General features: G+C 62.8%; 19 protein-coding genes. 13 read left to right on the top strand and 6 right to left on the bottom strand.

The annotated features are described in order from the left end of the window. Positions 1–10 precede the first annotated feature (10 nt). On the bottom strand, positions 11–520 hold the full coding sequence (locus tag AC1Q5P_RS07630; RefSeq protein WP_156135757.1) for a DUF3237 domain-containing protein: 510 nt from the start codon (positions 518–520) through the stop codon (positions 11–13). A 247-nt stretch (positions 521–767) separates the two neighbouring features. Here AC1Q5P_RS07630 and AC1Q5P_RS07625 point away from each other — a divergent pair, with 247 nt between their 5' ends. The 5 genes from AC1Q5P_RS07625 (at position 768) to AC1Q5P_RS07605 (ending at position 8,713) form a co-directional block, all read left to right on the top strand. Beyond that, positions 768–1,247 carry a MarR family winged helix-turn-helix transcriptional regulator gene (locus AC1Q5P_RS07625; RefSeq protein ID WP_492518617.1) on the top strand — a complete coding sequence of 160 codons (480 nt, stop codon included), beginning with the start codon at positions 768–770 and terminating at the stop codon, positions 1,245–1,247. A gap of 63 nt (positions 1,248–1,310) precedes the next feature. Continuing rightward, the gene (locus tag AC1Q5P_RS07620) at positions 1,311–1,688 is read left to right on the top strand and encodes a c-type cytochrome (protein WP_039334083.1); all 378 of its coding nucleotides are present in this window, start codon (positions 1,311–1,313) and stop codon (positions 1,686–1,688) included. Positions 1,689–1,842: 154 nt separating this feature from the next. Next, positions 1,843–3,951: a bifunctional rhamnulose-1-phosphate aldolase/short-chain dehydrogenase gene (locus tag AC1Q5P_RS07615; protein WP_492518616.1), complete on the top strand. Its 2,109-nt coding sequence runs from the start codon at positions 1,843–1,845 to the stop codon at positions 3,949–3,951. A 22-nt stretch (positions 3,952–3,973) separates the two neighbouring features. Beyond that, the gene (gene rhaI, locus AC1Q5P_RS07610; RefSeq protein ID WP_492518615.1) at positions 3,974–5,266 is read left to right on the top strand and encodes an L-rhamnose catabolism isomerase; all 1,293 of its coding nucleotides are present in this window, start codon (positions 3,974–3,976) and stop codon (positions 5,264–5,266) included. Positions 5,267–5,305: 39 nt separating this feature from the next. Continuing rightward, positions 5,306–8,713: a glycosyl hydrolase gene (locus AC1Q5P_RS07605; RefSeq protein ID WP_492518614.1), complete on the top strand. Its 3,408-nt coding sequence runs from the start codon at positions 5,306–5,308 to the stop codon at positions 8,711–8,713. Here the strand turns inward: AC1Q5P_RS07605 and AC1Q5P_RS07600 are convergent. Beyond that, entirely contained in the window at positions 8,673–9,719 is a 1,047-nt protein-coding gene (locus tag AC1Q5P_RS07600; RefSeq protein ID WP_193826739.1) for a LacI family DNA-binding transcriptional regulator, read from the bottom strand. The genes AC1Q5P_RS07605 and AC1Q5P_RS07600 overlap by 41 nt on opposite strands. A 202-nt stretch (positions 9,720–9,921) precedes the next feature. Here AC1Q5P_RS07600 and AC1Q5P_RS07595 point away from each other — a divergent pair, with 202 nt between their 5' ends. The 4 genes from AC1Q5P_RS07595 to AC1Q5P_RS07580 all read left to right on the top strand — a co-directional run bounded on the left by AC1Q5P_RS07595 (position 9,922) and on the right by AC1Q5P_RS07580 (position 15,116). Continuing rightward, a complete protein-coding gene (locus AC1Q5P_RS07595) occupies positions 9,922–12,135 on the top strand; it encodes a beta-glucosidase family protein (protein ID WP_492518613.1) in 2,214 nt (737 codons plus the stop codon). 2 nt (positions 12,136–12,137) lie between these two features. Beyond that, positions 12,138–13,676, top strand: coding sequence for a carboxylesterase/lipase family protein (locus AC1Q5P_RS07590; protein ID WP_492518612.1), 1,539 nt, complete (start codon positions 12,138–12,140; stop codon positions 13,674–13,676). A 147-nt stretch (positions 13,677–13,823) separates the two neighbouring features. Continuing rightward, on the top strand, positions 13,824–14,258 hold the full coding sequence (locus AC1Q5P_RS07585) for an RrF2 family transcriptional regulator (protein WP_039333968.1): 435 nt from the start codon (positions 13,824–13,826) through the stop codon (positions 14,256–14,258). Positions 14,259–14,309: 51 nt separating this feature from the next. Then, a complete protein-coding gene (locus tag AC1Q5P_RS07580; protein ID WP_039333970.1) occupies positions 14,310–15,116 on the top strand; it encodes an outer membrane protein assembly factor BamD in 807 nt (268 codons plus the stop codon). Between the two features lie 7 nt (positions 15,117–15,123). Here AC1Q5P_RS07580 and AC1Q5P_RS07575 read toward each other — a convergent pair whose 3' ends face one another. The 3 genes from AC1Q5P_RS07575 to AC1Q5P_RS07565 all read right to left on the bottom strand — a co-directional run bounded on the left by AC1Q5P_RS07575 (position 15,124) and on the right by AC1Q5P_RS07565 (position 18,113). After that, the gene (locus AC1Q5P_RS07575; protein WP_492518611.1) at positions 15,124–15,978 is read right to left on the bottom strand and encodes a DUF481 domain-containing protein; all 855 of its coding nucleotides are present in this window, start codon (positions 15,976–15,978) and stop codon (positions 15,124–15,126) included. 162 nt (positions 15,979–16,140) lie between these two features. Beyond that, complete coding sequence (locus AC1Q5P_RS07570) at positions 16,141–17,205, bottom strand: glycosyltransferase family 4 protein (RefSeq protein WP_492518610.1); 1,065 nt, start codon at positions 17,203–17,205, stop codon at positions 16,141–16,143. Beyond that, entirely contained in the window at positions 17,202–18,113 is a 912-nt protein-coding gene (locus tag AC1Q5P_RS07565) for a UDP-2,3-diacylglucosamine diphosphatase (RefSeq protein WP_492518609.1), read from the bottom strand. The genes AC1Q5P_RS07570 and AC1Q5P_RS07565 overlap by 4 nt, the downstream gene beginning before the upstream one ends. Before the next feature lie 146 nt (positions 18,114–18,259). Here AC1Q5P_RS07565 and recN point away from each other — a divergent pair, with 146 nt between their 5' ends. From recN to AC1Q5P_RS07545, 4 genes are read left to right on the top strand one after another with little or no spacing between them, the layout of a single operon-like run. Next, the gene (recN, locus tag AC1Q5P_RS07560; protein WP_193826735.1) at positions 18,260–19,924 is read left to right on the top strand and encodes a DNA repair protein RecN; all 1,665 of its coding nucleotides are present in this window, start codon (positions 18,260–18,262) and stop codon (positions 19,922–19,924) included. Next, positions 19,921–20,613, top strand: coding sequence for a GNAT family N-acetyltransferase (locus tag AC1Q5P_RS07555; protein ID WP_492477877.1), 693 nt, complete (start codon positions 19,921–19,923; stop codon positions 20,611–20,613). The genes recN and AC1Q5P_RS07555 overlap by 4 nt, the downstream gene beginning before the upstream one ends. After that, positions 20,613–22,679, top strand: a complete 2,067-nt coding sequence (gene ligA / locus AC1Q5P_RS07550) for an NAD-dependent DNA ligase LigA (protein WP_492518608.1) — start codon at positions 20,613–20,615, stop codon at positions 22,677–22,679. The genes AC1Q5P_RS07555 and ligA overlap by 1 nt, the downstream gene beginning before the upstream one ends. Beyond that, complete coding sequence (locus AC1Q5P_RS07545; protein ID WP_062341796.1) at positions 22,679–23,182, top strand: CinA family protein; 504 nt, start codon at positions 22,679–22,681, stop codon at positions 23,180–23,182. The genes ligA and AC1Q5P_RS07545 overlap by 1 nt, the downstream gene beginning before the upstream one ends. Here the strand turns inward: AC1Q5P_RS07545 and AC1Q5P_RS07540 are convergent. Further along, a complete protein-coding gene (locus tag AC1Q5P_RS07540) occupies positions 23,167–23,964 on the bottom strand; it encodes an enoyl-CoA hydratase/isomerase family protein (RefSeq protein WP_492477880.1) in 798 nt (265 codons plus the stop codon). The two genes, AC1Q5P_RS07545 and AC1Q5P_RS07540, sit on opposite strands and share 16 nt — an antisense overlap. Positions 23,965–24,009: the final 45 nt, after the last annotated feature.

Below are 24,009 nucleotides of genomic sequence, written 5' to 3'. Positions count from 1 at the left end.
CCGTCTTTCGCTATTCCACCGTGTAAAAGTCGATCACAACGCCATCAGGCTTGCGAATGCCGCGAGCGACGAACACCTTGCGTCGCATCCATTCGTGCGGACCTGAGCGCACGGAGAAGCGCGGCGTTGTGCGGAAATAGTAGGCGGAAGGATCGACCTTTTCTCCGTTGGCGAGCTTTTCGATAATCTCCGGCGCTGCCGTACGGACTCCCGGATTGGTCACTTCGATTACCGTTCCGTCCGTAGCCTTCAGAAAATAGCGCGCCTCTATCGAAGTGAGACCGCCAGGGAGGATTTCCTGCCAATCTCCACCGCCAGGCAGTACCTGCCCGGCAAGCGCCGGCCCACTCACCGTGCCGCCGGTTATCGGGATGAAGCGCTTGCGCCCGGTATCGATTTCACCTTGCTCAACCGGAGGAGCGAGGGAGGCCTGAACAGTGAACGCGTACGCGAGAGTCGGGGCAGGGGCGCTGGGCCCCGCATCGGCGTAAGCGGCCGGATTCGCAAAGAGTGCAGCCATGCTTGCGAGAAAGGTTTTTCGGGACACCACCATCGCTCCAGTCATGTGCAATCGCCGTAATTGTTGTTGGTCGCATTTTATGCGATTGTCATCCTCCAATTGGGCGCCATGCCGCAATGTGCATTGCACAAAAGGCATTGCAGAATTTGTTTGTGTTACTAATGGAAGGAGCCGGACGCAGCGCGATCTCTGCCTGCAATTCGGCCCTTTACAGGGGCTTTGTGCGCCAGCGTTGGAAGGAATATCCGTGGCTAGGGCAGTGATCAACCGACAATCCGTCGTACCTGAACTGGATCTCGACGATCTCGACTCCGTTCTCGGTCTGCACATCGGCACCGTCAACACGCTATTCGTCACGCGGCTGGAAAAGCGGCTGGACACGATGAGCGTGACGCCGAAGCAGGTGGCCATCCTTTGGCTGGTCAATGCCAATCCCGGTTTGAAGCAGACCGATCTTTCAAAGTTCTTCCAGATCGAACGCCCCACCGTGCATCAGTTCGTGCGCCAGTTGATCAAGAACGGCTTTGTGGTGAACGAGCCTTCGAAGCTGGACAGAAGAGCCGGAGGCCTGTGGTTGACCGATGAAGGTCGCGAGGTGCTTGCCCGTTCGCGTCTGGCCATTGCCGAGCACGAGATGGAACTGACCTCGAAGCTCACAGCGCGTGAAAAGTCCGAGCTTTTCCGGATATTGATGAAGCTGTATCTGACGGCGCCGGCCAAGGATTGATCGTTCAGCAGCGGGACATGCCTTGGCAGGCATGATGCCGTGATGACCAAAGGATTCCGCTTCATGAAGCCAATCGCACTAATCGCCGCCGCTTCGTTCGCCATTGCCGGCAGCGCGTTGGCACAGCAGGCATCTGGGGATCCGGCCAGGGGCAAGACCGTGTACGCCCGTTGCGCCGCATGTCATGACCTGAACACCGGTGCGACGCGTCTTGGCCCGTCGCTCAAGGGCGTGGTGGGTCGCACGTCTGGCACCATGCCGAACTTCAATTATTCGCAGGCCCTCAAGGACAAGGCCGTCGTCTGGAATGCGCAGTCGCTGGACGCGTTTCTGGCTGGTCCGGCGAAGTTCGCACCGGGCAACCGAATGGCCTTTCCTCCGCTGGCAAATGCGCAGGACCGCGCCGATCTCATCGAATTCCTGGAGCAGTCAGCGCGCTGATTGCAACTTAACCGCAAAGAGCCTCGCACTCATCGGTGCGGGGCTTTTTTGTGCCCAGCATTAAAACAATCATAAATGATCATTCTTGATCGTTTTTGCGCAAAGTGCTACTGAGTCGCCGACCGCGAGATCGCGCAACAGTCTGCAGGATGCCATGAACGCCCACACCCAGATTACCGCCGCCCTTCCATTCGCCGTGCCTGCCAGCCGTTGGGACGATGCGGTCGCTTCGAAGCTCAGCCCTGCCGAACTGCTGCTCTATCGCTCGAACCTGCTCGGCAGCGACCTGACGGTGACGAACTTCGGCGGCGGGAATACCTCGGCCAAGCTCGAGGAGGTCGATCCGCTTACGGGCGAGAAGGTTGAAGTTTTGTGGGTCAAGGGTTCGGGCGGCGACATCGGGTCGATGAAGCTCGATGGCTTTGCCACGCTCTATCAGGCCAAGCTGCTGGGCCTCGAGGCTCACTATTCAGGCCCCGACGATGACGACAAGATGGTCGGCTTCCTGCCGCACTGCACATTCAATCTGAATGGCCGCGCGGCTTCGATCGACACGCCGCTGCATTCGCTGCTGCCTTTTGCCCATGTCGATCATGTGCACCCCGATGCGATCATCGCCCTGGCAGCGTCCTCCAGCGGCGAAGCGGCTACACAGGAAATCTGGGGCGGCAAGATCGGCTGGCTGCCGTGGAAGCGCCCAGGATACACGCTGGGCGTGATGCTGCGCGATTACGTGAAGGCCAATCCGCAAGTCGAAGGCGTGATGCTGGCAGGTCACGGCATCATCTGCTGGGCCGATAGCGCGAAGGCCTGCTACGAGCACACCGTGCAACTGATCGCGGATGCTGCGACTTATTTGAACGGCAAGCTGTCCGGCACGCCGGCGTTTGGTGGGCAGGCAGTTCCGCCCAATCCGGATCGTGCCGCTATTGCCGCTGACCTCATGCCCCGTCTGCGCGGCTTCATGACCGGTGCGCGCCAGAAGCTCGGCCACTTTTCGGACGACGCCGAGGCGCTGGAGTTCACAGGCTCGGTCGACTTCGAGCGCCTCGCCGCGCTTGGCACGTCGTGCCCCGACCACTTCCTGCGCACCAAGATCGCACCGCTCACTCTCGATCCGGCGCGCCTGCAGGACGATGCCTATCTGGCGCAGAAGATCACCGACTATCGCGAGATGTATGCGGCGTATTATGAGCGCTGCAAGCGGTCCAACTCGCCTGCGATGCGTGATTCCAACCCGGTTGTCGTGCTCGTGCCCGGTGTCGGCCGCATCACCTTCGCCACCGACAAGACCACCGCGCGCCTTGCTGGCGAATTCTATGGCAACGCCATCAACGTGATGCGCGGCGCCGAGGCGATCGGCGACTACATCGCGCTCGATGAGCAGGAAGCCTTCGATATCGAGTACTGGCTTCTCGAGGAAGCCAAGCTGCAGCGCATGCCGGCGCCGAAGCCTCTGGTCGGCAAGATCGCGCTGGTCACAGGCGGGGCAGGGGGCATCGGCGCCGCCTCTGCCGCTCGCCTGCTGCGCGAAGGTGCCTGCGTGGTGCTGGCGGATCGCGCGGCCGATGCGGTGGAGGAAGTGCGCGCCGGTTTTGCCAGGCAGTTCGGCAAGGACGTCGTACGAGCGGCGGTATGTGACGTGACCGATGAAGCGCAGGTCAAAGCTGCAATCGATGTGGCGGCGCGCGAGTTCGGTGGTCTCGACATTCTCGTCGCCAACGCCGGCATCGCCTCGTCCGCACCGATCGAGGAAACCACTATCGAGTTGTGGAACCGCAACTACGATGTGCTGGCGCAGGGCTACTTCCTTACCGCCAAGGCGGCCTGGCCGCTGATGAAGCGGATGAAGGAGCAGGGCGGTACGTCGGTCGTCTTCATCGGTTCGAAGAACGGCGTTGCTGCGGCGACAAATGCCAGCGCCTATGCCTCGGCCAAGGCCGCCGCGAACCACCTCGCGCGCTGCCTTGCGCTGGAAGGTGCGCCCCACGGCATTCGCGTCAACACCGTGAACCCGGACGCCGTCATCAAGGGCAGCAAGATCTGGGACGGCGACTGGCGCAAGGAGCGCGCAGGGGCCCACGGCATCGACAGCGGCAAGGAACTGGAAGAACACTACCGCCAGCGCTCGATGCTAAAGCGCGACGTGCTGCCTGAAGACATTGCCGAAGCGGTCTATTTCCTCGGTTCGGACATGAGCGCAAAGTCCACCGGCAACATGATCAATGTCGACGCGGGCAACGCGCAGGCCTTCACGCGCTAAGTCTCCGGGAGAGGATGAAGAGATGACCGAACTGCCCATCTCGGCGGACCTGATCGCCGAACGCAATGCCCTTCACGCCGAGGCGCTGGAGGAGGATTACGCAGCACTTGGCCGGAAGCTTTCCCGTACCGGGATCGACATCGATGCAATCAAGGAACGCGTGGCGGGCTTCTCGGTCGCCGTGCCGTCATGGGGTGCTGGCCGAGGCGGCACGCGCTTTGCCAAGTTCCCAATCGCCGGTGAACCGACCAACATTCACGAAAAGCTGGAAGACTGCGCGGTCATCCAGCAGCTCAGCCGCGTCACCCCTCGCGTGTCCCCGCACTTTCCATGGGACAAGGTCAGCGATTACAAGGCGCTGCGGGAAGAGGCTGCCAGTCTCGGCCTTGGCTGGGATGCGGTCAACTCGAATACGTTTCAGGATCAGGTCGGGCAGGCCCACACTTACGCCAATGGCTCGCTTGCCGCGCAGGATGCTGCCACGCGCCAGCAGGCGGTGGATCACAATATCGAGTGCATCGAGATCGGGCGCCAGCTCGGCTCTACCGACCTGACGGTGTGGGTAGGTGACGGCACCAACTTCCCCGGTCAGCAGGATCTGGGGCGCAGCCTCGACCGCTATCTGGAAGCCGCCTCGAAGATCTATGCGGCGCTGCCCGATGACTGGCGGATGCTGCTCGAGCACAAGATGTTCGAGCCGGCATTCTATTCGACCGTGATCAGCGACTGGGGTTCCTCGATCCTTGCCGCACAGGAACTGGGCCCGAAGGCAAAGTGCCTTGTCGACCTCGGCCATCATGCGCCGAACGTGAACATCGAACAGATCGTTGCCCGTCTGCACCGCTTCGGCAAACTCGGCGGATTTCACTTCAATGACAGCAAGTATGGCGACGACGACCTCGACAGCGGCTCGATCAACCCGCACCAGCTGTTCCTGGTGTTCAACGAACTGGTCGAGGCTGAGCTGAATCCACGTGATGGCTTTAACCCCAGCTACATGATCGACCAGTCGCACAATGTGACTGACCCGATCGAGTCCATGCTCTCGAGCGCCGAGACGATCACCCAGTGCTTCGCCAAGGCGCAACTGGTGGACCGCGAGGCGCTCCATGCGGCGCAGGAAGCCAACGACACGATGATGGCCTTCCAGGCCCTTCGCCGCGCCTACAATGTCGACGTTGCGCCGATCCTGGCAAAAGCGCGGATGGAAGCCGGTGGCGCCATCGATGTGCTCGAAGCCTATCGCCTCAGCCAGTACCGTGGCCGCAAGGCGCAGGAGCGCAAGGCCGTGGGGCTGGGCGCCGGCATCGTCTGATTTGCTATTCCATAAAAGAACAGGTCTGGAGAGAAGATGATGAACATTCGCCGGCGCATTTCAGTCGCAGCGATCCTTGCCTGCAGCACGCTGCTCTCTCCGGTTGCCTTTGCCGAGGCGCCTACGGCCGAGCAGGGGGCAACGAATCCTGATCCGCTTGCCCAGCAATTCCAGGATCCGCCAATGGAAGCGCGCCCGCGCGTATGGTGGCACTGGATGAACGGCAATGTCACCAAGGACGGGATCGCCAAGGATCTCGATTGGATGAAGCGCGTCGGCATTGGCGGCCTGCAGAACTTCGATGCAGGACTCCAGACCCCACAGGTCGTGGGCAAGCGTCTCGTATACATGACGCCGGAATGGAAGGACGCCTTCCGCTTCGCCGCCAGCGAGGCCGACCGATTGGGCCTTGAACTTGCTATCGCAGCCTCGCCGGGCTGGTCGGAAACGGGTGGTCCTTGGGTAAAGCCGGAAGACGGTCTGAAAAAGGTCGTTTGGGCTGAAACGCGGCTCAAGGGTGGAAAGCGTTTCACGGGCAAGTTGCCTATGCCCCCGGTCACGACCGGCCCTTTCCTCGACATGCCCGATTCAGACCCGCTGGCTTCGATCACCGGCGAACATGGCTTCGAGGCCCCCGAGCTATATAGCGATATTGCAGTGCTCGCGCTGCCGGATACGGCAGCGGAAGATGTGCTTCCCTCCTTCAGTTCAGATGGCAGGCCGATCTCCGCCGCGGCACTGGCGGATGCCAGCCTGCAGACTGGCGTGAGCTTGCCGCGCGGTCCGGCAGAGGCGCCAACCACTCTGGTGGCGAGCTACGCCAAGCCACAGGCGATACGCTCTGCGACGATCGCAATTCCCGGTGCGAAAAGCATGTTCGCCGGGCCGACTCTCGACATTCGCCTCGAGGCCAGCAATGACGGCACCACATGGCAGCCTGTTGCAAGCATGCCGGTCACCGGCGCCCCGTCCACCGTCAGTTTCGAGCCGGTAACCGCGCGGCATTTCCGTCTGGTTTTCGTACCCCTGCCATTCAATGGCTCCAATTTGGGCGATCCCACACCCGGTGTCGTCGTTGGCGGTTTTGTCGACATGATCGCGGCTAGCGCGAAGGCGCCGCTCGAGATCAAGCAATTCCGCCTGACCTCCGAAACCATAATCGATCAGTTTGAAGCCAAGGCAGGCTATGCGATCGCACGGGATTACGACGCGCTCGGCGAACCAGATAGGGCGGCCGTTGGCGTTGACCCTTCGAGGATCGTCGACCTGACAGGCAAGATGCGTCCTGACGGCTCACTCGATTGGACACCGCCCAAGGGGAAATGGCGCGTGATCCGTCTTGGATCTAGCCTGCTTGGCACAACCAATCATCCCGCGCCGCCCGAGGCGACGGGCCTCGAAGTCGACAAGTTCGACGGTGCTGCCGTTCGTCGCTATCTCGAGCACTACATCGGCACGTATAAGGATGCGGCGGGCGAGGATCTCGTCGGCAAGCGCGGTGTTCGCGCTCTGCTGACGGATTCCATCGAAGTGGGGGCGGCCAATTGGACGCCGCGCATGATCGAGCAGTTCAAGCGCCTGCGCGGCTATGACCCGATGCCTTACCTGCCGACGCTTGCCGGCGTATTGGTCGGCACGCGCGAGCAGTCGGACAAGTTCCTGCGCGATTACCGCCAGACTCTCGCCGATCTCATGGCATCGGAACACTACGGAACAGTTGCGCAAGTGGCGCACGAGAATGGCCTGAAGGTCTATGGGGAGGCTCTCGAGGACAACCGTCCTTCGCTTGGCGACGACATGGCAATGCGCAGTCATGCAGATGTGCCGATGTCCGCCTTGTGGACCTTCGGCCGCAAGGCCGGGCCCAACCCCAGCTACCTTGCCGACATGAAAGGCGCTGCCTCGGTGGCGCATGTCTATGGCCAGAACATCGTCGCGGCAGAATCGATGACGTCAGCCTTGGCGCCTTGGGCCTACGCTCCCAACGAATTGCGCCGCATCATCGATCTGGAATTCGCCAGCGGCGTCAACCGCCCGGTCGTGCACACCTCGGTGCATCAACCGGTTGACGACAAGGTGCCGGGCCTTTCGTTGGCCTTCTTCGGCCAGTTCTTCAACCGCCATGAGGCGTGGGCTGAACTTGCCCGGCCTTGGGTTGATTACATGGCGCGGTCCTCTCTGCTGTTGCAGGCAGGCCGCAACGTTGCAGACGTCGCCTATTTCTACGGCGAGGAAGGACCGCTCACTGCGCTTTATGGGCGCAAGCCGATCGGTGACGCACCATTGGCACATGCCTATGATTTCATCAACCGCGATGCGCTTTTCGATGCGATCGAAGTGCAGGATGGAGAAATCGTCGCCAAGGGCGGGGCGCGTTACAAGGCGATCCAGCTTGGCGGATCGACCCGGCGCATGACCGTCGCAACCTTGCGGCGCCTCGCCACGCTTGTCGAAGCGGGCGCAACCGTCGTCGGCCACGCACCCGAAAGCTCGCCTGCACTGGCTGACGGCAAGGCGGACTTCGCCGCGCTGGTCGCGAAACTGTGGTCCGGGGCGCCTGTGACGAGGCTTGGGGCAGGGCAGGTCATCGCCTCTGCCGATATCGACGCTGCGCTGGCGAAGGCAGGTGTGTCGCCCGATTTCAGAATGTCCGGAGCAAGTGCGGATGCCGAGGTACTGTTCGTTCACCGCAATCTGGGCGACGGGGATCTGTGGTTCCTGAACAACCGCAAGACGGTGGATGAGCGCGTAGAGGCGCGTTTCCGCGTCACTGGAAAGCAGCCAGAGTTGTGGTACGCCGATAGCGGGCGTTCCGAGCCTGTATCCTACCGCATCGAGAACGGTGAGACGATCGTCCCGCTGACGCTCGGCGCAGAGAGTTCCGTCTTCGTCGTGTTCCGTAAGCCCGCCAAGGCCAACTCGCTGATGATCAAGAAGGCGGTGCCTACGGCTGTGGCGACGCTGGACAGGCCCTGGCAGGTCGCTTTCCAGGCAGGCCGTGGCGCACCGGCAGGCATCACCTTGCCGAGACTGGCATCGCTGAGCGATCAGGCTGAACCGGGCGTCAGGTACTTCTCGGGCATGGCGACCTACACCAGCAGCTTCACCTTGCCCAAGAGCGTGAACGCTGGCGCGCCACTTTGGCTTAATCTCGGCGAAGTGGGCGAGATCGCTGAGGTGTCAGTCAATGGCAAGCACGTTGGCTATGCCTGGCACAAGCCCTATCGCGTCGACCTGTCAGGTGTGGTGAGGAAGGGCGTGAATTCGGTGGAGGTGAAGGTCGCAAACCTCTGGGTCAATCGACTGATCGGCGATGCGCAACCCGGTGCGGAAAAGGTGACGTGGACGTCGTTCCCAACCTATCGTGCCGACACCGCGCTCCGCCCTTCGGGCCTGATCGGCCCGGTTACCCTTGAGTCTGCCGGGGAGGCGCAGTCGAATCCCTGATCACCAGCTGGAACCCAAGCTGGGAAATCTTGCCTTCCTGCTCATCTCTCCTGAGCAGGAGGGCGGCGGCAGCCTGGCCCATTTCCTCGATCGGCTGATACACGGTCGTCAGATAGGGCCAGACTGACCGCGCAATCCAGCTGTCGTCGAAACCGCAGACAGAGATGTCGTCCGGCACCTTCAATCCTGCCTTCGAACATGCGGCCATCACGCCAGCAGCGCTGTCGTCATTGCAGGCGAAGACGGCGGTTGGCCTGGGGCTCTGAGCGATCAAGGTTTCGCCTGCAGCAATACCGCCTTCAAAAGAAAACCCGCCATCGGCGTCGATGATCGGGGTGGCGCTGCCCAGCCGTTCCAGTTCCGCGATGAAACCGTCGCGTCTCCGGGCAGCGGCCATGTGCGATGCGGGGCCCCGCATGACTGCGAAGCGGCGGTGGCCAAGATCCCACAGATGCTGGGCCATTGCCGCCGCCGCCGCAGCGTCGTCGATGGCAATTCCAGGGCCACGAGCATTGTCGAGCGCGGGGGCGATCCGGACATAGCGGATCTTGCGCGCCTCAAGAAAGTCCAGGAGAAGCAGATTGTCCGACAGCGGGGGCGTCAATACGAACCCATCGCAGCGATTGTTACGAATAAGGGCTTCCAACTGCGCGGAAAATTGTTCGTCCGGTACGGTGGAATCGACATTGTCGATGCGCAGGTGATACTGGTGGGAACGTACGACGTCGTAGACGCCCTTCTGGATTTTCATGGTGTAGTGCGGGCTGGGATTGTCCAGCAGCAGGCCAATGATGAAGGTGCGTGATCCGGCCAGCGAACGAGCAGCGGCATCAGGGACATAGTTCAGTTCTGCAATTGCAGCCTCGACCTTGGCGCGCAGGTTTGCCGACACGTGAGGCTCGCCATTGATGACGCGAGACACGCTTTTCAACGACACGCCTGAAAGACGTGCCACATCGTCCATGGTGGCCCGCGCGGAATTCGCCGGAAAGGTCAGGGGGGTCATGCTTCTCTTTGTGACAATAGAGGGATGGAAACCGCTCTGCGAACATTCTCAATTTGAAACCTAGTCTGTGCGTGTGCGCATCACAAGGACCCTATTTTACGCATCGAGGTTTCTACGTGAGCCGCTTGACAGCGCTGCCAATACTCTGGCACGTCCACGGCTATCGAGTGGTCAATCCGCTGTGAAATTCAGGAGACAATGGATGTCGAAGGTGTGGCGCCTCTTGGTGGCGGCGAGCACGATGGTGGTTGCTGGCACAACGGACACCCGGGCCCAGCAGGCGCCAGCCGTGGACATGAAGGCGGCCGACGCGCGCGCTGCGGCGACGGTGAAGCAGATGACGGCGGACGAGAAGGTGGTGCTGACGCATGGCATCATGCCGCTGCCCTTGGGTGGGCCGACCCCTCCGATCCCTGCCGATGCGATTGCCGGTGCCGGCTATATTCCGGGGATCGAACGCCTTGGCGTGCCGGCGCTGAAGGAAACCGATGCCAGCCTTGGCGTGTCCTACGTCATGGGCATCCGCAAGGACGGGGCGACGGCGCTGCCCTCTGGCGTCGCGCAGGCGGCTTCGTGGAACCCGGACCTGATGTATCGCGGCGGCGCGATGATCGGATCGGAGGCGCGGGCCAAGGGCTTCAACGTGCTGCTGGCCGGCGGTGTCAACCTGATGCGCGATCCGCGCAATGGCCGGACTTTCGAATATCTTGCCGAAGATCCGCTGCTTTCGGGGATTCTGGTAGGCGCAGCGATCCGGGGCATCCAGTCGAACAACATCATCTCGACGATCAAGCACTTCGCGCTGAACGGGCAGGAGACCGGGCGCAAGTATGTTGACGTCAAGATCAGCGAAGGCGCCGCGCGCGAGAGCGACTTGCTCGCCTTCCAGATCGGTATCGAACAGGGCCAGCCCGGCTCCGTGATGTGCGCCTACAACCGCGTGTGGGGCGAACAGGCCTGCGCCAACGACTGGCTGCTCAACAAGGTGCTGAAAGGGTCGTGGGGCTACAAGGGCTTCGTGATGTCCGACTGGGGCGCGGTGCCGAACATCGACGCGGCGCTGAAGGGGCTTGACCAGCAGTCGGGCGAGCAGCTCGATCCGGCCGTGTTCTTCGGTGACAAGCTCAAGGACAAGGCGGCGGCAGACCCCGCGTGGAAAGCGCGGCTCGATGACATGAACCGCCGCGTGCTTACCGCGATTTACGCCTCGGGCCTCGACAGAAGCCCGGTCAAGCCCGGCGACAAGATCGATTTCGCAGCAAATGGCGCGGTGGCGGAGGAAGTTGCCAAACAGGGTATCGTGCTGCTCAAAAACAACGGCGCACTCCCGCTGGCCAAGTCGGCAAAGTCGATCGCGATCATCGGTGGCTATGCCGATGGCGGCGTGCTTTCGGGCGCAGGTTCGAGCCAGGTGCATGGCGAAGGCGGCCCTGCCGTGACCCGTCCTATTGGCGGCAAGGGTGTGTGGGCCGGTTTCATTGCCCAGCAGTACCACCGCTCCAGCCCGATGGACGCGATCCAGGCCCTGGCCAAGGACGCCAAGGTGACCTTCCGTGACGGGCGCTACATTGCCGATGCAGTGGAGAAGGCCAAGCAGTCGGAAGTTGCCATCGTCTTTGCGACGCAGTGGACCACGGAAGGCCTCGACGTCCCCGATCTGTCGCTGCCTGACGGTCAGGATGAACTCATCGCAGCGGTCGCCGCCGCCAATCCCAACACCATCGTTGTCCTGGAAACAGGCGGCCCTGTGAAGATGCCTTGGCTGGACAAGGTCGCGGGCGTCATCGAGGCCTGGTATCCCGGCGCACGCGGCGGGCCGGCGATCGCATCGGTGCTGTTCGGTGACACCAACCCTTCGGGCCGCCTGCCTCTGACCTTCCCGGCCAGCGAAGCGCAATTGCCACGGCCCAAGCTAGATGGCAGCGATTGGGTCGAGCCCGACTTTTCCGGCGGGCCATCCTCGGGCAGCGACAAGCTGGTATCCGACTACGACATTGAGGGTTCGGACGTCGGCTACCGCTGGTTCGCGAGGCAAGGAGCGAAGCCGCTGTTCCCGTTTGGCCACGGCCTTTCGTACACGACCTTCGAGAGTGCTAGTCTGAAGGTGAAGGGCCTGACCGCCAGCTTCACAGTGAAGAACACCGGCAAGCGCGAGGGCGCCGACGTGGCGCAGCTTTACCTTGTCGACCGTGCAGGACAGGCCAAGCGCCGCCTTGCCGGGTTCCAGCGGGTGAACCTCGCCGCAGGCGCATCGCAAAACGTCAGCCTGACCATCGATCCGCGCATCCTCGCTGACTGGAAGAACGGCGGCTGGACAATGCCGGCTGGCGAATACACCTTTGCCCTTGGCAAGGACGCCGAAACGCTGGGAACGCCGGTGAAGGTCAGAATGCCGGCCAAGACGTGGAAGGATTGAGGATGCGTGTCATTGCAACGCTCGCCTTGGGCGCCGGAATGTTGGCCCTGTCATCAGGTGTCGGCCATGCTGCCAAGCCGCGAGCCGGGTCTTCAGACATGACGACTGAAGTGATCGTTGAAACCGCCTCAGGGCCGGTTCGCGGCGTTCAGGCGGCAAACGGCGTCTCGGCCTTTCTTGGCATTCCCTATGCCGCGTCTCCAGTCGGGGAAAACCGCTGGCGCGAGCCACAGCCGGTGGCGACATGGACCTCGGTGCGCGATGCCACCAAGTATGGAGCCGATTGCCTTCAAGCCCCATTCCCGCCCGATGCAGCGCCGATCCGCACCACGCCATCGGAAGACTGCCTCTTCGTCAACGTCTGGAAACCCTCATCGGCCAAGCCGGGGGCCAAATTGCCAGTGATGGTGTGGGTCCACGGTGGAGGGTTCGTCAACGGTGGCTCGTCCCCTGCGGTCTATTCGGGCGAAAACTTTGCGCGCGATGGCGTCGTGCTGATCAGCCTCAACTATCGGCTGGGTCGCTTTGGCTTCTTTGCCCATCCGGCCTTGGCGGCAGAGGGGTACGGCGGCAACTTCGGCTATCTCGACCAGATCGCGGCGCTCCGCTGGGTAAAGGCCAATGCCGAGAGATTTGGCGGTGACCCGGCGAACGTCACTGTCTTCGGGGAAAGCGCGGGCGGCATGTCGATGCACATGCTGTTGCAGGCTCCAGAGGCGCGTGGGCTGTTCCAGAAGGTGATCATCGAAAGTGGTGCCGGGCGCGAACGCTCCTTGCCGACGCCAACCATAGCCGGTGCAGCAAAGGCCGGGGAAACTTTCGCAGCCGGTCTCGACGCAGCAGGGCTGCGCGCCTTGCCGGCGGAGAAGGTGACCGGCGATCTCTCCATGATGACGATGGCGCAGCCGTCCTATTCCGGACCGATGGTCGATGCCCGTACGATTTTCGGCAGCCCGGTCGAGGCAATCGCCGCCGGACTTTATGCCAAGGTTCCGATCATGGTCGGCGCAAACTCTGCCGACGGACTTCCGTTTGGGACCGACAAGGCCAAGATCTTTGCCAGCTATGGCGAACGGGAAGCAGAAGCGCGAAAGCTATATGATCCGACTGGCGATGGTGCACCTTTGCAGGTTGCGGTCATGACCAGCGCCGATCGCACGTTCATCGAACCGGCACGTGCCGTGGCAAGGGCCCTGGCAAAGCGGGGACAGGCGGCTTTTCTGTATCGATTCGACTATGCCCATCCGGATTTCCGCAAGGCAATGGGGGGCGCGCCGCACGCCAGCGAACTGCCCTATGTCTTCGACACCGTTGCAGCCCGCACGCAGTGGAAGATGGTCCCTGGGGAGCAAGCGGTCGCAACCACCACGCACAAGCTGTGGATCGATTTCGCAACGCACGGAACTCCGGGGCCGGCGTGGCCGGTCGCCACCTCTGACGACACCCGGGTCATGCTTATTGCTGAAGGGGGCGCGAAGCATGGCGAGGACCCCTACCGCGCCCGGCTCGATTTCGTGGAAAGGACTGCCGAAGCAAAGTGAACTTCGCGCTGACGTATTGGCGGGCTTGAGTCAGGTGGCCGGGTTCCCGCGGGGAACCGGGCCGGACTATCGGCAAAGTGCAAGAGACCCCACCAGTAATTCTACCAAGCGCGTTGACATTCGCGTTCGAGTGTTCATGTCTTTCTCATGCTCTCGCAAAAGACGCGATATACAATCCGGGCGCTTCAGCATCTCTCCGACCTATTCGGACAAGGCCCCGTGCGCCTGGATGCGATTGCCGAGGCGCAGAACATCCCGCGCAAGTTTCTCACCGTCATCCTTTCGGAAATGGCGAGGGAAGGGATTGTCATCTCGCACCGGGGGCGGGACGGCGGATACGAACTGGCGCTTCCGCCTGTCGATATTCGCTATGGTGACATCATCCGGTTGACACGCGGAAGCCTTGCGCTGGTGCCTTGCGCAGCGCGCAATGCTCATGAAACCTGCAACAACTGCCTGCCCGAGGCGGAGTGCCGCTTGCGCGGATTGATGCTGCAATTGCGTGATGAAACGGCCGCCATTCTCGATCGCATGACCCTGGCCGATCCGATTGCGGTCGAGCCTCCTTTCACCGAGGCGTAAAACACCGCAACTTCACTTGGCGTTCAGGAACCGGCTGGCTATAGGGTCGGCATGACCGTCCTCGATATGCGCCGCCCGCTGCGCTTCGCCGTCCTCGCCGCCGCTACCGTCGCCATGGGCGTGACTGCCGGTTGTGCGGGCGGAGGAAACAAGAAGAAGGACGTGGCCTACGTCGCGCGCGACGTCGATACGCTCTATACGGCGGCCAAGGACCGGCTTGATCGCGGCGATTCGAAGCAGGCCGCCGCACTGTTCGACGAGGTCGAGCGTCAGCATCCCTATTCGCCCTGGGCCCGCCGCGCTCAGCTGATGAGCGCATTCAGCTATTATGTCGCCCGCGACTATTCGAAGTCGGTCCAGTCGGCCCAGCGCTTCCTGTCGATCCACCCCGGCAACAAGGATGCGCCATACGCTTATTACCTCGTCGCGCTCTGCTATTACGAGCAGATCTCTGACGTCACGCGCGACCAGAAGATCACGCAGCAGGCGCTGACCGCGATGAACGAGCTGGTTCGCCGCTATCCCAATACCGATTATGCTGCCGACGCACGGCTCAAGATCGACCTGATCAACGATCACCTTGCCGGCAAGGAAATGGAGATCGGCCGCATGTACCAGCGTAGCGGCAAGTGGCTGGCCGGTACGCTCCGCTTCCGCACCGTGGTCGAAAAGTATCAGAGCACCAGCCACACGCCCGAGGCGCTATATCGCCTGGTCGAGAGCTACCTCTCGCTTGGCTTGCCGCAGGAGGCACAGAAGGCTGCGTCAGTGCTGGGCACCAATTACCCGGGCAGCAAATGGTACGAGCGCTCCTACGATCTGATGAACAAGTACGCGCCGGGCACAACTGCCGCCTGAACGCGCTTCAGAACCCGTAGACCAGCGTCAGCCGACTCGTCGTATCCGTGCCGAGTCGGCCGAGTTCAGGTGCAGTTTCGTGCTGCACCATGTACGAAAGCCGGGCCTTCAGCTTGCCGATCAGTCGTGAATCGAGAGCCGCAAGGGTATAGAACGTGCTGCCCTGCGCATCGAAATAGGCGCTGGCATCCTGACTGTATTCCAGGCTCGGCGTCAGCTTGATCTTGGCTTCCAGCGATGCCAGCCCTGCCACGACGGATTCGCGATCGCCATCCACCGGGTTCGTCACGCGCCATGCTGGTCCGGCCTTGACGCTCAGCTTGGCATCATCGGCTTTCAGCAGACTGTAGCCCAACCCGCCCGAGATGCTGTAGCGCGACGCAAAGCCCTGAAAGCGGTCCTGCTCGAACTGCCCGAGACCGTAGAGATAGCCTCGGCTGTCGAACTTGTAGTTCGGCTCTGCAGAGAAGCGATATTGTTCGCGGGTGACCACGTCAGCCGTTTCCTGGTAATCTGCACGGGCAGTCGTGGCGATGCGCCAGTTTGCGCCTTCCGCCAGCAGCTTGAAGCCGCCCACCAGACCAATGCCCGGGGCATTGCCGGTGTTGGCAAATGCTCCTGCTTCCCCTTCGCCGGTAACTTTCGCTTCTTTCGCGGGTGTGCCTGCGGCTTCTGGCCTTTTGGGTTCGCTAGCGTTCCTCGCTTGTGCCGGAACCAGGGCGAAGCCGGACGATTTGCGTGTGGCGACCCTCTTGTCGATCGCTTCTGCGGCATTTGGGAACGCAAGCTTGGCAGAACGAATAACAGCTTCGGCATCGGCGCGATTGCCTGATGCCAGTGTTGCGTCAATCAGATCTGCCACACCGGCCGGCAACTCCCGCGAGGCTGCGGCTTCGTTCGTTTCCGATGCGATTACAACAGGTTGGGGCGGGGCATCTGCAAGCATTGAGGCGGGTCTCCGTGGCCGCGCCCATAGCATGGCACTCCGGATAGATGCCACCGCCTTTTGTCTGATTACATGACTTCAGGCGAACTCGCGTGCAGTGGGCTCGCGTATGGCGTCGCCCACGGCCTCGAGGAACTGATCGGTCGCGCGATCCCAGTTGTATCGCGCACCTTGAACGGCGGCGCCCATCCGATCACAGCGCAAGGCCTTCTGGATCGCCAGGCCAAGGTCTTCGTCCAGAGCGCCGATTTGCATGGGCAGGTCACCGGACGGGCCGCGCCCCTCACGCCCGATGATGTCGAGTGGACCCGGCACGGGATAGGCTGCAACCGGAACTCCGCAGGCAAGAGCTTCGATCATGACAAGACCGAATGTGTCGGTCCTGCTCGGAAAGACGAAGACATCGGCCGAAACATAGGCTCGCGCCAATTGCTCGCCATGGCACGCGCCCAGGAAGACCGCCGCGGGATACTGGGTCTGCAGTCTTGCCAGAGCGGGGCCGTCTCCCACGACCACTTTCGTGCCGGGCACATTTGCATCGAGGAAGGCGATCAAGTTCTTCTCGATCGCCACGCGACCGACATTGAGCATGATCGGGCGTGGCAGATCTGCCAGTTCAGGCAACGGATCATGATCAGGATGGAACAGGTCCCGGTCGATGCCGCGCGTCCAGAGCCGCGTCTGCGTCACGCCGTGGCTCGCCAGTTCACCCGCCAGCGTTGGCGTCGACACCAATACCGCTCGGCTCGCACCATGAAAGCGGCGCATGACTGGCCAGAAGCGCTCGGGTTTCAAGCCGGTACGGACAGCCGCATACTCGGGGAAACGGGTATGAAAAGCGCTGGTGAACGGCACGTTATTGGCTTTGCACCAGCTCCTTGCGCTCCATCCGATCGGGCCTTCCGTGGCAATGTGCACAACGTCGGGAGCGAAGTCTGCCAGGGTGCGCCGCGTGCCGAACCGGGGCAGCATGGCGAGGCGTATCTCGCTGTAGCCAGGCAGCGGCATCGTCAGGAACTGGCTCGGCGTGACCAGTTCGATTTCGTGACCTCGCCTGATCAGGCGGTCGACAGTTGCCGCAAGGGTTCGGACGACACCGTTCACCTGCGGATGCCAGGCATCCGTGCAGATCGCGATCCTCATGCCGGTTGCTCCTCCAGCTGCGGAATGGGCTTGAGCGCTGCCTTGACTGCAGCCGCGCGCCGCGTGTCCTCGGCCCAGTCGATGATCGACATGCTGCCGTCGAACTCTTCGGCAAGCGCCGTGCAACTCTCCACCCAGTCACCATCGTTGTAATAGGTCACGTCGCCGATCTGGCGGATCTCGGCGCAGTGGATATGGCCGCAAACCACACCATCCACGCCTATGTCGCGCGCGGTATGGGCAACCGCCTCCTCGAAGTCGCAGACGAACTGGACTGCGTTCTTGACCTTCTTCTTCAGGTAGGCCGACAGGGACCAGTAAGGCATCTTGAGGTGCCGACGCGCGATGTTGAACAGCACGTTGGCGCGCAGCAGCAGCGAATAGGCCTTGTCGCCCAGAAACGCCAGCCAGCGCGCATAGAGCACCACGCCATCGAACCCGTCACCATGGGTCACCAGCAGGCGGCGTCCATCGGCGGTTTCATGAATGGTCTCGAGCGCCAGTTCCACCCCGCCAAAGCTCATGCCGGCATAGGGGCGCAGCATCTCGTCGTGATTGCCGGCTATCAGGATCACGCGCGTGCCCCGGTGCGCCATCTTGAGGATGCGCCGGATCACTTCGTTGTGCGCATCGGGCCAGTACCAGCCCTTGCTCAACCGCCAGCCGTCGACAATGTCACCGACAAGGTACAGCGTCTCGCATTCGATGGCTGCGAGGAAATCGAGGAGCATCGGTGCGTTGCAGCCGCGCGTGCCGAGGTGGACATCGGAAATCCACACGGTGCGCAGGCGGCGCTTGGGTCGAAAGCCGCGCGGTTCGGGCAGGTCGAGCCACGCTGGAGCAGACGAAATCAGATCTGCGGCGGATTTGAACGGCCTCGATCCCTCGAGTTTCGCATGCGATGCCATGAGCGAACCTTTCTCCATCTGGAGCCGCCAATGGCGGATTCGCATTGCGGGCGTGTGGCATGCTGTCACTCGAATGAAACAAGTGGAGAACGAAAGGCTTCTCCGTGCGTGGACGAGCGCGCCACAACCGGCTAGAGAATCGCGCGATGCTCACCAGCCTGTCGATCCGCAATGTCGTGCTCATCGAGGCGCTCGATCTCAGCTTTGCCAGCGGGCTTGGCGTGCTGACGGGCGAAACCGGCGCCGGCAAGTCGATCCTGCTCGATGCGCTGGGTCTAGTTCTGGGCGATCGGGCGGACAGCGGGCTCGTCCGGGCCGGCGAAGATCAGGCCAGCGTCACCGCCACGTTCGAGTTTGACCGGATGCCCGTAGCCATTCGCTCGGCTCTGAATGACGCAGAAGTCGACATTGAACCGGGTGAGCCGTTGATCATCAAGCGCCGCGTCCGTGCCGATGGTGGGTCGAAGGCGTTTGTCAACGATCAGCCCGTCGGCGTTGCTCTGCTTCGCGAACTGGCCCGCAGCCTTGTCGAACTTCACGGCCAACACGATGATCGCGGCCTCGTAAACGCGCGCGGCCATCGTGCCCTGCTTGACCGTTATGCCGGGGCCGATGTCGCAGGCGTGGACAGCGCATGGATCAAGTGGCGCAAGGCAGAGGATGCGCTTCAGTCGGCCCGTGCCGCAGTCTCGCGCGCTGCCGAAGAACAGGACCTTCTGCTCGCCCACTTGGCCGAACTCAATGCCCTCGCTCCGATCATCGGCGAGGAGGACGAACTCGCCGGTCAGCGCGCCGATATGCAGAAGGGTGAGCGGCTTTCTGGCGACCTCGTCGAACTGCAGCGCCTGTGGGAGGGCTCCGACTCCGCCCTTGCCACGCTGCGCAGCGCCGCCCGCCGGCTTGACCGCATCGCCACCGAGCACCCGCTGTTGGCCGAAGCGCTCGAAGCGCTTGACCGGGCGGTCATCGAGGCGAGCGAGGCCGAGGACAAGCTGGCACGCGCCGCCGAGGTCCTGGCCCACGATCCCGCTCTGCTCGACCGCATCGAGACGCGGCTGTTCGACCTGCGCGCGGCTGCCCGCAAGCACGGCTGCACCGTCGATGAACTCCCCCACAAGATGACCGAGATGCGCGCTGCGCTTGACGCCATCGAAGGGGGAGAGGCCCAGATCGCAGGTCTCGAACGGACCGCGCGCGATGCGGCGCTGGACTATCAGGCGAAGGCCGAGACGCTCTCGGTCCAGCGCGCCGAAGCTGCCCGCAGGCTCGACAAGGCAGTGGCGGCTGAACTGGCCCCGCTTAAGCTTGATGCTGCCAAGTTCCACACAGCGGTCCTACGACTGCCCGATGATCGCTGGGGCGCTGGCGGAATCGATGCTGTCGAGTTCCTGATCTCGACCAACCCCGGCGCGGATTTCGCCCCACTCGGCAAGATCGCCTCGGGCGGCGAACTTTCGCGTTTCATCCTCGCGCTTAAGGTCGCGCTTGCTGAAGAGGGCGGCGCGGCAACGATCATCTTCGACGAGATTGACCGTGGCGTCGGCGGTGCGGTGGCGAGCGCGATCGGCGATCGGCTGGCGCGTCTCGCCAGTGGCGGGCAGTTACTTGCCGTCACGCACAGCCCGCAGGTCGCCGCGCGCGGCGACCGCCACTACATGATCGCCAAAAGCTCGGATGGCACCGTCACCCGCACGTCGGTCGCGTTGCTCGATGCAGCGGCGCGCAAGGAGGAAATCGCGCGCATGCTTTCGGGCGCTGAGGTTACTGCCGAAGCTCGGGCGCAAGCCGACCGTCTGCTGGAGCGGGCGTGATCGAAATTTCGCAAATGGTGCAACTCAATTTGCTCGACCGCCCAGTCTGGCACTCGCTTGGCGGGCCACAGAACGCACTCGACGTGGGGACGGGCTCGGTGCGTCGTCTTGATCCTGCTTATGGACCGTTTGCCGCGGCAAATCCCGGCAATGAGGGAGACCTGGCGCAGCATCTGCACGGGGGTGAGATCTGGCTTGTCGAGCCCGAAGCCTTGCCTGCGCCCGTGGGCCTGCAGGTCTTGCGCGAGGCACCGCTTTTGCAGATGATCGCAGATCGCCCAATCGTTCCGATCGAGGATACCGAAATTGTGGCACTGGGCAAAGCCGATGCGGCCGAAATGGCAGACCTGGCTCGCGCCACCGAGCCCGGACCGTGGGCGCCGCAGACTTGGCGCTATGGGCAGTTCCACGGCATCCGCATCGATGGCCGCCTAGCCGCGATGGCAGGCGAACGCATGCGCCCCGCAGCTCACCTTGCCGAACTCAGCGGTGTCTGTACCTGGCCGGAATTCCGGGGCAGGGGCCTTGCCGCGCGTCTGATCCGCAAGGTCATGGCCGGCATGGCAGCGCGGGGCGAAGTGCCGTATCTGCACAGCTACGCCAGCAACGTCTCGGCGATCCGCCTTTATGAAAGCCTGGGCTTCCGCGCCCGTCGCCCGATGGTTGCCACGCTCCTTGGACCAGCATGATGATCGAGATAACCGAAGCCGAAGCCGCCAACGAACTCATGCGGCTGGCGCGGCAGATTGCAAAGCATAACCGCCTTTACCATGGGGAGGATTCGCCCGAGATTTCCGACGCCGAGTACGACGCGCTGGTGCGCCGCAATGCCGAGCTTGAAGCCGCATTCCCGCATCTGATCCGGCCCGATAGTCCCAGCGCGCAAGTCGGGCACGAAGTTGCAGCCTCGCCGCTGGGCAAGGTCACCCACGAGGTTCGCATGATGAGCCTCGACAACGCCTTCACCGATGAGGAAGTCGAGGAATTCGTCGCCCGCGTCCGCCGCTTCCTCGCGCTGCCGGAAAGCGCCGAAGTTGTGATGACTGCCGAGGACAAGATCGACGGCCTGTCCTGCTCGCTGCGCTACGAGAACGGCAGGTTGGTCCGAGCAGCGACGCGCGGTGACGGGCAGGTCGGCGAGGACGTGACCGCGAACGTGGCGCATATCACCGATATCCCGCAGGAGCTGAAGGGTGCAGGTCTTTTCGACGTGCCCGCAGTCTTCGAGATTCGCGGCGAGGTCTACATGGCCAAGGCCGACTTCCTCGCGCTCAATGCCCGGCAGGCCGAAGCAGGCGACAAGGTCTTCGCCAACCCGCGCAATGCCGCTGCGGGTTCGCTGCGTCAGAAGGACGCCAGTGTCACCGCCGCCAGACCATTGCGCTTTCTCGCCCACGGTTGGGGCGCGGCAAGCGAGGTGCCCGCGCCCACGCAATTCGAGATGATGCGCAAGATTGCACAGTGGGGCGTGCCGGTTTCGCCACTGCTGGTGCGCTGCTCGTCCGCTGCCGAGATGGTCGCGCATTACCGCACGATCGGCCAACAGCGCGCCGATCTGCCCTATGACATCGACGGCGTCGTCTACAAGGTTGACCGGCTCGACTGGCAGGAGCGTCTCGGCTTCGTCGCCAAGGCCCCGCGCTGGGGCATCGCCCACAAGTTCCCCGCCGAAAAGGCCGAGACGACTCTCGAGGCTATCGACATCCAGGTCGGCCGCACGGGCAAGCTGACGCCGGTGGGCCGTCTCAAGCCGGTACTTGTCGGCGGCGTCACCGTTACCAACGTCACCCTGCACAACCGCGACGAGATCGGGAGGTTGGGGCTTCGCGTCGGCGATCGCATCGTGCTCCAGCGCGCGGGCGACGTGATTCCGCAGGTGGTCGAGAACCTCACGCGCGACGAGCCGCGCGAATCATACCACTTCCCGGACCATTGCCCCGAGTGCCAGTCCGAAGCGGTGGCGGAGGAGGGGGAGGTCGACGTTCGCTGCACCGGTGGCCTCATCTGCCCCGCCCAGCGAGTCGAACGCCTCAAGCACTTCGTCAGCCGCGCCGCGCTCGACATCGAAGGGTTGGGGGAAAAGACGATCATCGAGTTCTTTCAGCTCGGCTGGCTTGAAAGCCCGGCCGACATTTTCCGCCTGAGAAAGCGCCGCAGCGACATCGTCGGGCGCGAAGGCTGGAAGGACAAGTCTGTGGACAACCTGTTGGCAGCCATCGAGGCCAAGCGCGAGCCCGACGCTGCGCGCCTGCTCTTCGGCTTGGGGATTCGCCACGTCGGTGCTGTCACGGCACGCGATCTGATGAAGCGCTTCGTTACGCTTCCCAACTTGCGCGACGCCGCCATTGCTGCGCGGGAAGGCGGCGATGCGACTGCAGACCTCCTCTCCATCGAGGGCGTCGGCCCAGTGGTAGTCGAAGCGTTGGGCGACTTCTTCCACGAACCGCATAACATCGCGGTGTGGGAGGACCTGCTCTCGGAAGTCACCCCGCCACCCTACGTGGTCGAGACAAAGGACAGCGCGGTGGCCGGCAAGACCATCGTCTTTACCGGCAAGCTCGAAACGATGAGCCGTGACGAGGCCAAGGCCCAGGCTGAAGCCCTGGGCGCGCGCGCGGCCGGTTCCGTCTCTGCCAAGACTGATCTCGTAGTGGCGGGACCCGGCGCAGGTTCCAAACTGAAGCAAGCAGCCGCGCTTGGCATCGACGTGATAGATGAAGCGGCTTGGGCCGAGATCGTCCGAAGCGCTGGTTGATGCTCCAGGACTTGGCCGCCATCGCCGCTGAGGCAGGAACCCTGCTCAAGGCGCACAACCAGACCATTGCCGTCGTCGATGGCTCGACCGGAGGCCTCATCTCTGCGAGCTTGCTCGCCATGCCCGGCGCATCGGCGTTTTACCTTGGCGGCGGGGTGATCTACACGCTCAAGGGGCGGCGCATGGTGCTCGGCCACCCGCCAGGCTCGCTACGCGGTTACACTTCGGCGCAGGAGGACTATGCTCTGGCGCAAGCGCGGCTGATGCGCGAACGCTACAGTTCCGATTGGGCCATCGCCGAAACCGGCGCTTCCGGCGGTAGCTCACATCCCTTGGGCGTCGCTTCCGGCACCAGCGCGATTGGCGTCGTCGGGCCGGACGGGATCGAGGCGTCGGTGCGGGTTATGACCGACAGTGACGACCGTCTTGCCAACATGCAGGCTTTCACCCGCGCCGCGCTGATCCTGTTGCGTGATACCTTGGCCGCTCACTCCGGCACGTAGTTCGGCTTTCGCTTCTCCAGAAACGCCTGCATTCCCTCGCGGAAATTGGGGCTGGCCGCCGTCATCAACTGATTGCGGTTCTCGATCGCCATTGCCGCCTCCAGGCTCGGCGCGTCGATAGAAAGGTTGAGGCCCTCCTTGGTCATCCGCAGACCCATAGGCGAGGCGGCAAGCAGGTCATCGACATACCTCTGGCCGACCGCTTCAAGTTGCTCGTCGGGTACGACTTCCGAAACGAGCCCGGTCGCCAGGGCGCGATGGGCGTGGATGAAACGCCCCGTCAGCATCAGTTCGCTCGCTACCGAAGTGCCGACCAGACGTGGCAGGAAATAGCTGCAGCCCATGTCGCAGGCCGAGAGTCCGAGCTTGATGTAGGCGGCGTTCATCCTCGCGCTTGTCCCCGCAATGCGAATGTCCGAGGCCAGCACGAACGAGAAGCCACCGCCACAGGCCGCACCTTGGACTAGGCTGACAATCGGCTGGGGGCAGCGCCGCATCTTTATATAGACGTCGGCCAGATAGCCCTGAAAGCTGAACCCGCCCGCAAACGGGATTTCCTCGCGGTTCTCGGCGCGTTCCTTGATATCCAGCCCAGCGCAGAAGGCCTTGCCCGCGCCGCGCATCACAACGACGCGGGTATCACGATCGTGGAACAGCCTGCCGAAATAGTCGGATAGCTCGCGCACCATCTGCAGCGAGATCGCGTTGAGCATCTCCGGCCGGTTCAGCGTTACCCAGTCCGCTGCGTCCCGCTTTTCGATGGTGAAGGTCTCGTAGGTCATCGCGCATCTCCCGCCTTAACCGAATGATTAATCGAGTGCGGGCGA

The sequence above is a fragment of the Novosphingobium sp. GW835-FHT14H07 genome, from assembly GCF_058793515.1.
Note: the sequence above shows the minus strand (reverse complement) of the source record. Positions and strands in the feature narration are given on the sequence as shown.

What these genes read in the sequence shown, in the direction of transcription:
- AC1Q5P_RS07630 (WP_156135757.1), bottom strand. Translation starts at nt 520, where the DNA reads ATGGCTGCACTCTTTGCGAATCCGGCCGCTTACGCCGATGCGGGGCCC.
- AC1Q5P_RS07620 (WP_039334083.1), top strand. Translation starts at nt 1,311, where the DNA reads ATGAAGCCAATCGCACTAATCGCCGCCGCTTCGTTCGCCATTGCCGGC.
- AC1Q5P_RS07615 (WP_492518616.1), top strand. Translation starts at nt 1,843, where the DNA reads ATGAACGCCCACACCCAGATTACCGCCGCCCTTCCATTCGCCGTGCCT.
- rhaI (WP_492518615.1), top strand. Translation starts at nt 3,974, where the DNA reads ATGACCGAACTGCCCATCTCGGCGGACCTGATCGCCGAACGCAATGCC.
- AC1Q5P_RS07605 (WP_492518614.1), top strand. Translation starts at nt 5,306, where the DNA reads ATGAACATTCGCCGGCGCATTTCAGTCGCAGCGATCCTTGCCTGCAGC.
- AC1Q5P_RS07600 (WP_193826739.1), bottom strand. Translation starts at nt 9,719, where the DNA reads ATGACCCCCCTGACCTTTCCGGCGAATTCCGCGCGGGCCACCATGGAC.
- AC1Q5P_RS07595 (WP_492518613.1), top strand. Translation starts at nt 9,922, where the DNA reads ATGTCGAAGGTGTGGCGCCTCTTGGTGGCGGCGAGCACGATGGTGGTT.
- AC1Q5P_RS07590 (WP_492518612.1), top strand. Translation starts at nt 12,138, where the DNA reads ATGCGTGTCATTGCAACGCTCGCCTTGGGCGCCGGAATGTTGGCCCTG.
- AC1Q5P_RS07585 (WP_039333968.1), top strand. Translation starts at nt 13,824, where the DNA reads ATGCTCTCGCAAAAGACGCGATATACAATCCGGGCGCTTCAGCATCTC.
- AC1Q5P_RS07580 (WP_039333970.1), top strand. Translation starts at nt 14,310, where the DNA reads ATGACCGTCCTCGATATGCGCCGCCCGCTGCGCTTCGCCGTCCTCGCC.
- AC1Q5P_RS07570 (WP_492518610.1), bottom strand. Translation starts at nt 17,205, where the DNA reads ATGAGGATCGCGATCTGCACGGATGCCTGGCATCCGCAGGTGAACGGT.
- AC1Q5P_RS07565 (WP_492518609.1), bottom strand. Translation starts at nt 18,113, where the DNA reads ATGGCATCGCATGCGAAACTCGAGGGATCGAGGCCGTTCAAATCCGCC.
- recN (WP_193826735.1), top strand. Translation starts at nt 18,260, where the DNA reads ATGCTCACCAGCCTGTCGATCCGCAATGTCGTGCTCATCGAGGCGCTC.
- ligA (WP_492518608.1), top strand. Translation starts at nt 20,613, where the DNA reads ATGATCGAGATAACCGAAGCCGAAGCCGCCAACGAACTCATGCGGCTG.
- AC1Q5P_RS07545 (WP_062341796.1), top strand. Translation starts at nt 22,679, where the DNA reads ATGCTCCAGGACTTGGCCGCCATCGCCGCTGAGGCAGGAACCCTGCTC.
- AC1Q5P_RS07540 (WP_492477880.1), bottom strand. Translation starts at nt 23,964, where the DNA reads ATGACCTACGAGACCTTCACCATCGAAAAGCGGGACGCAGCGGACTGG.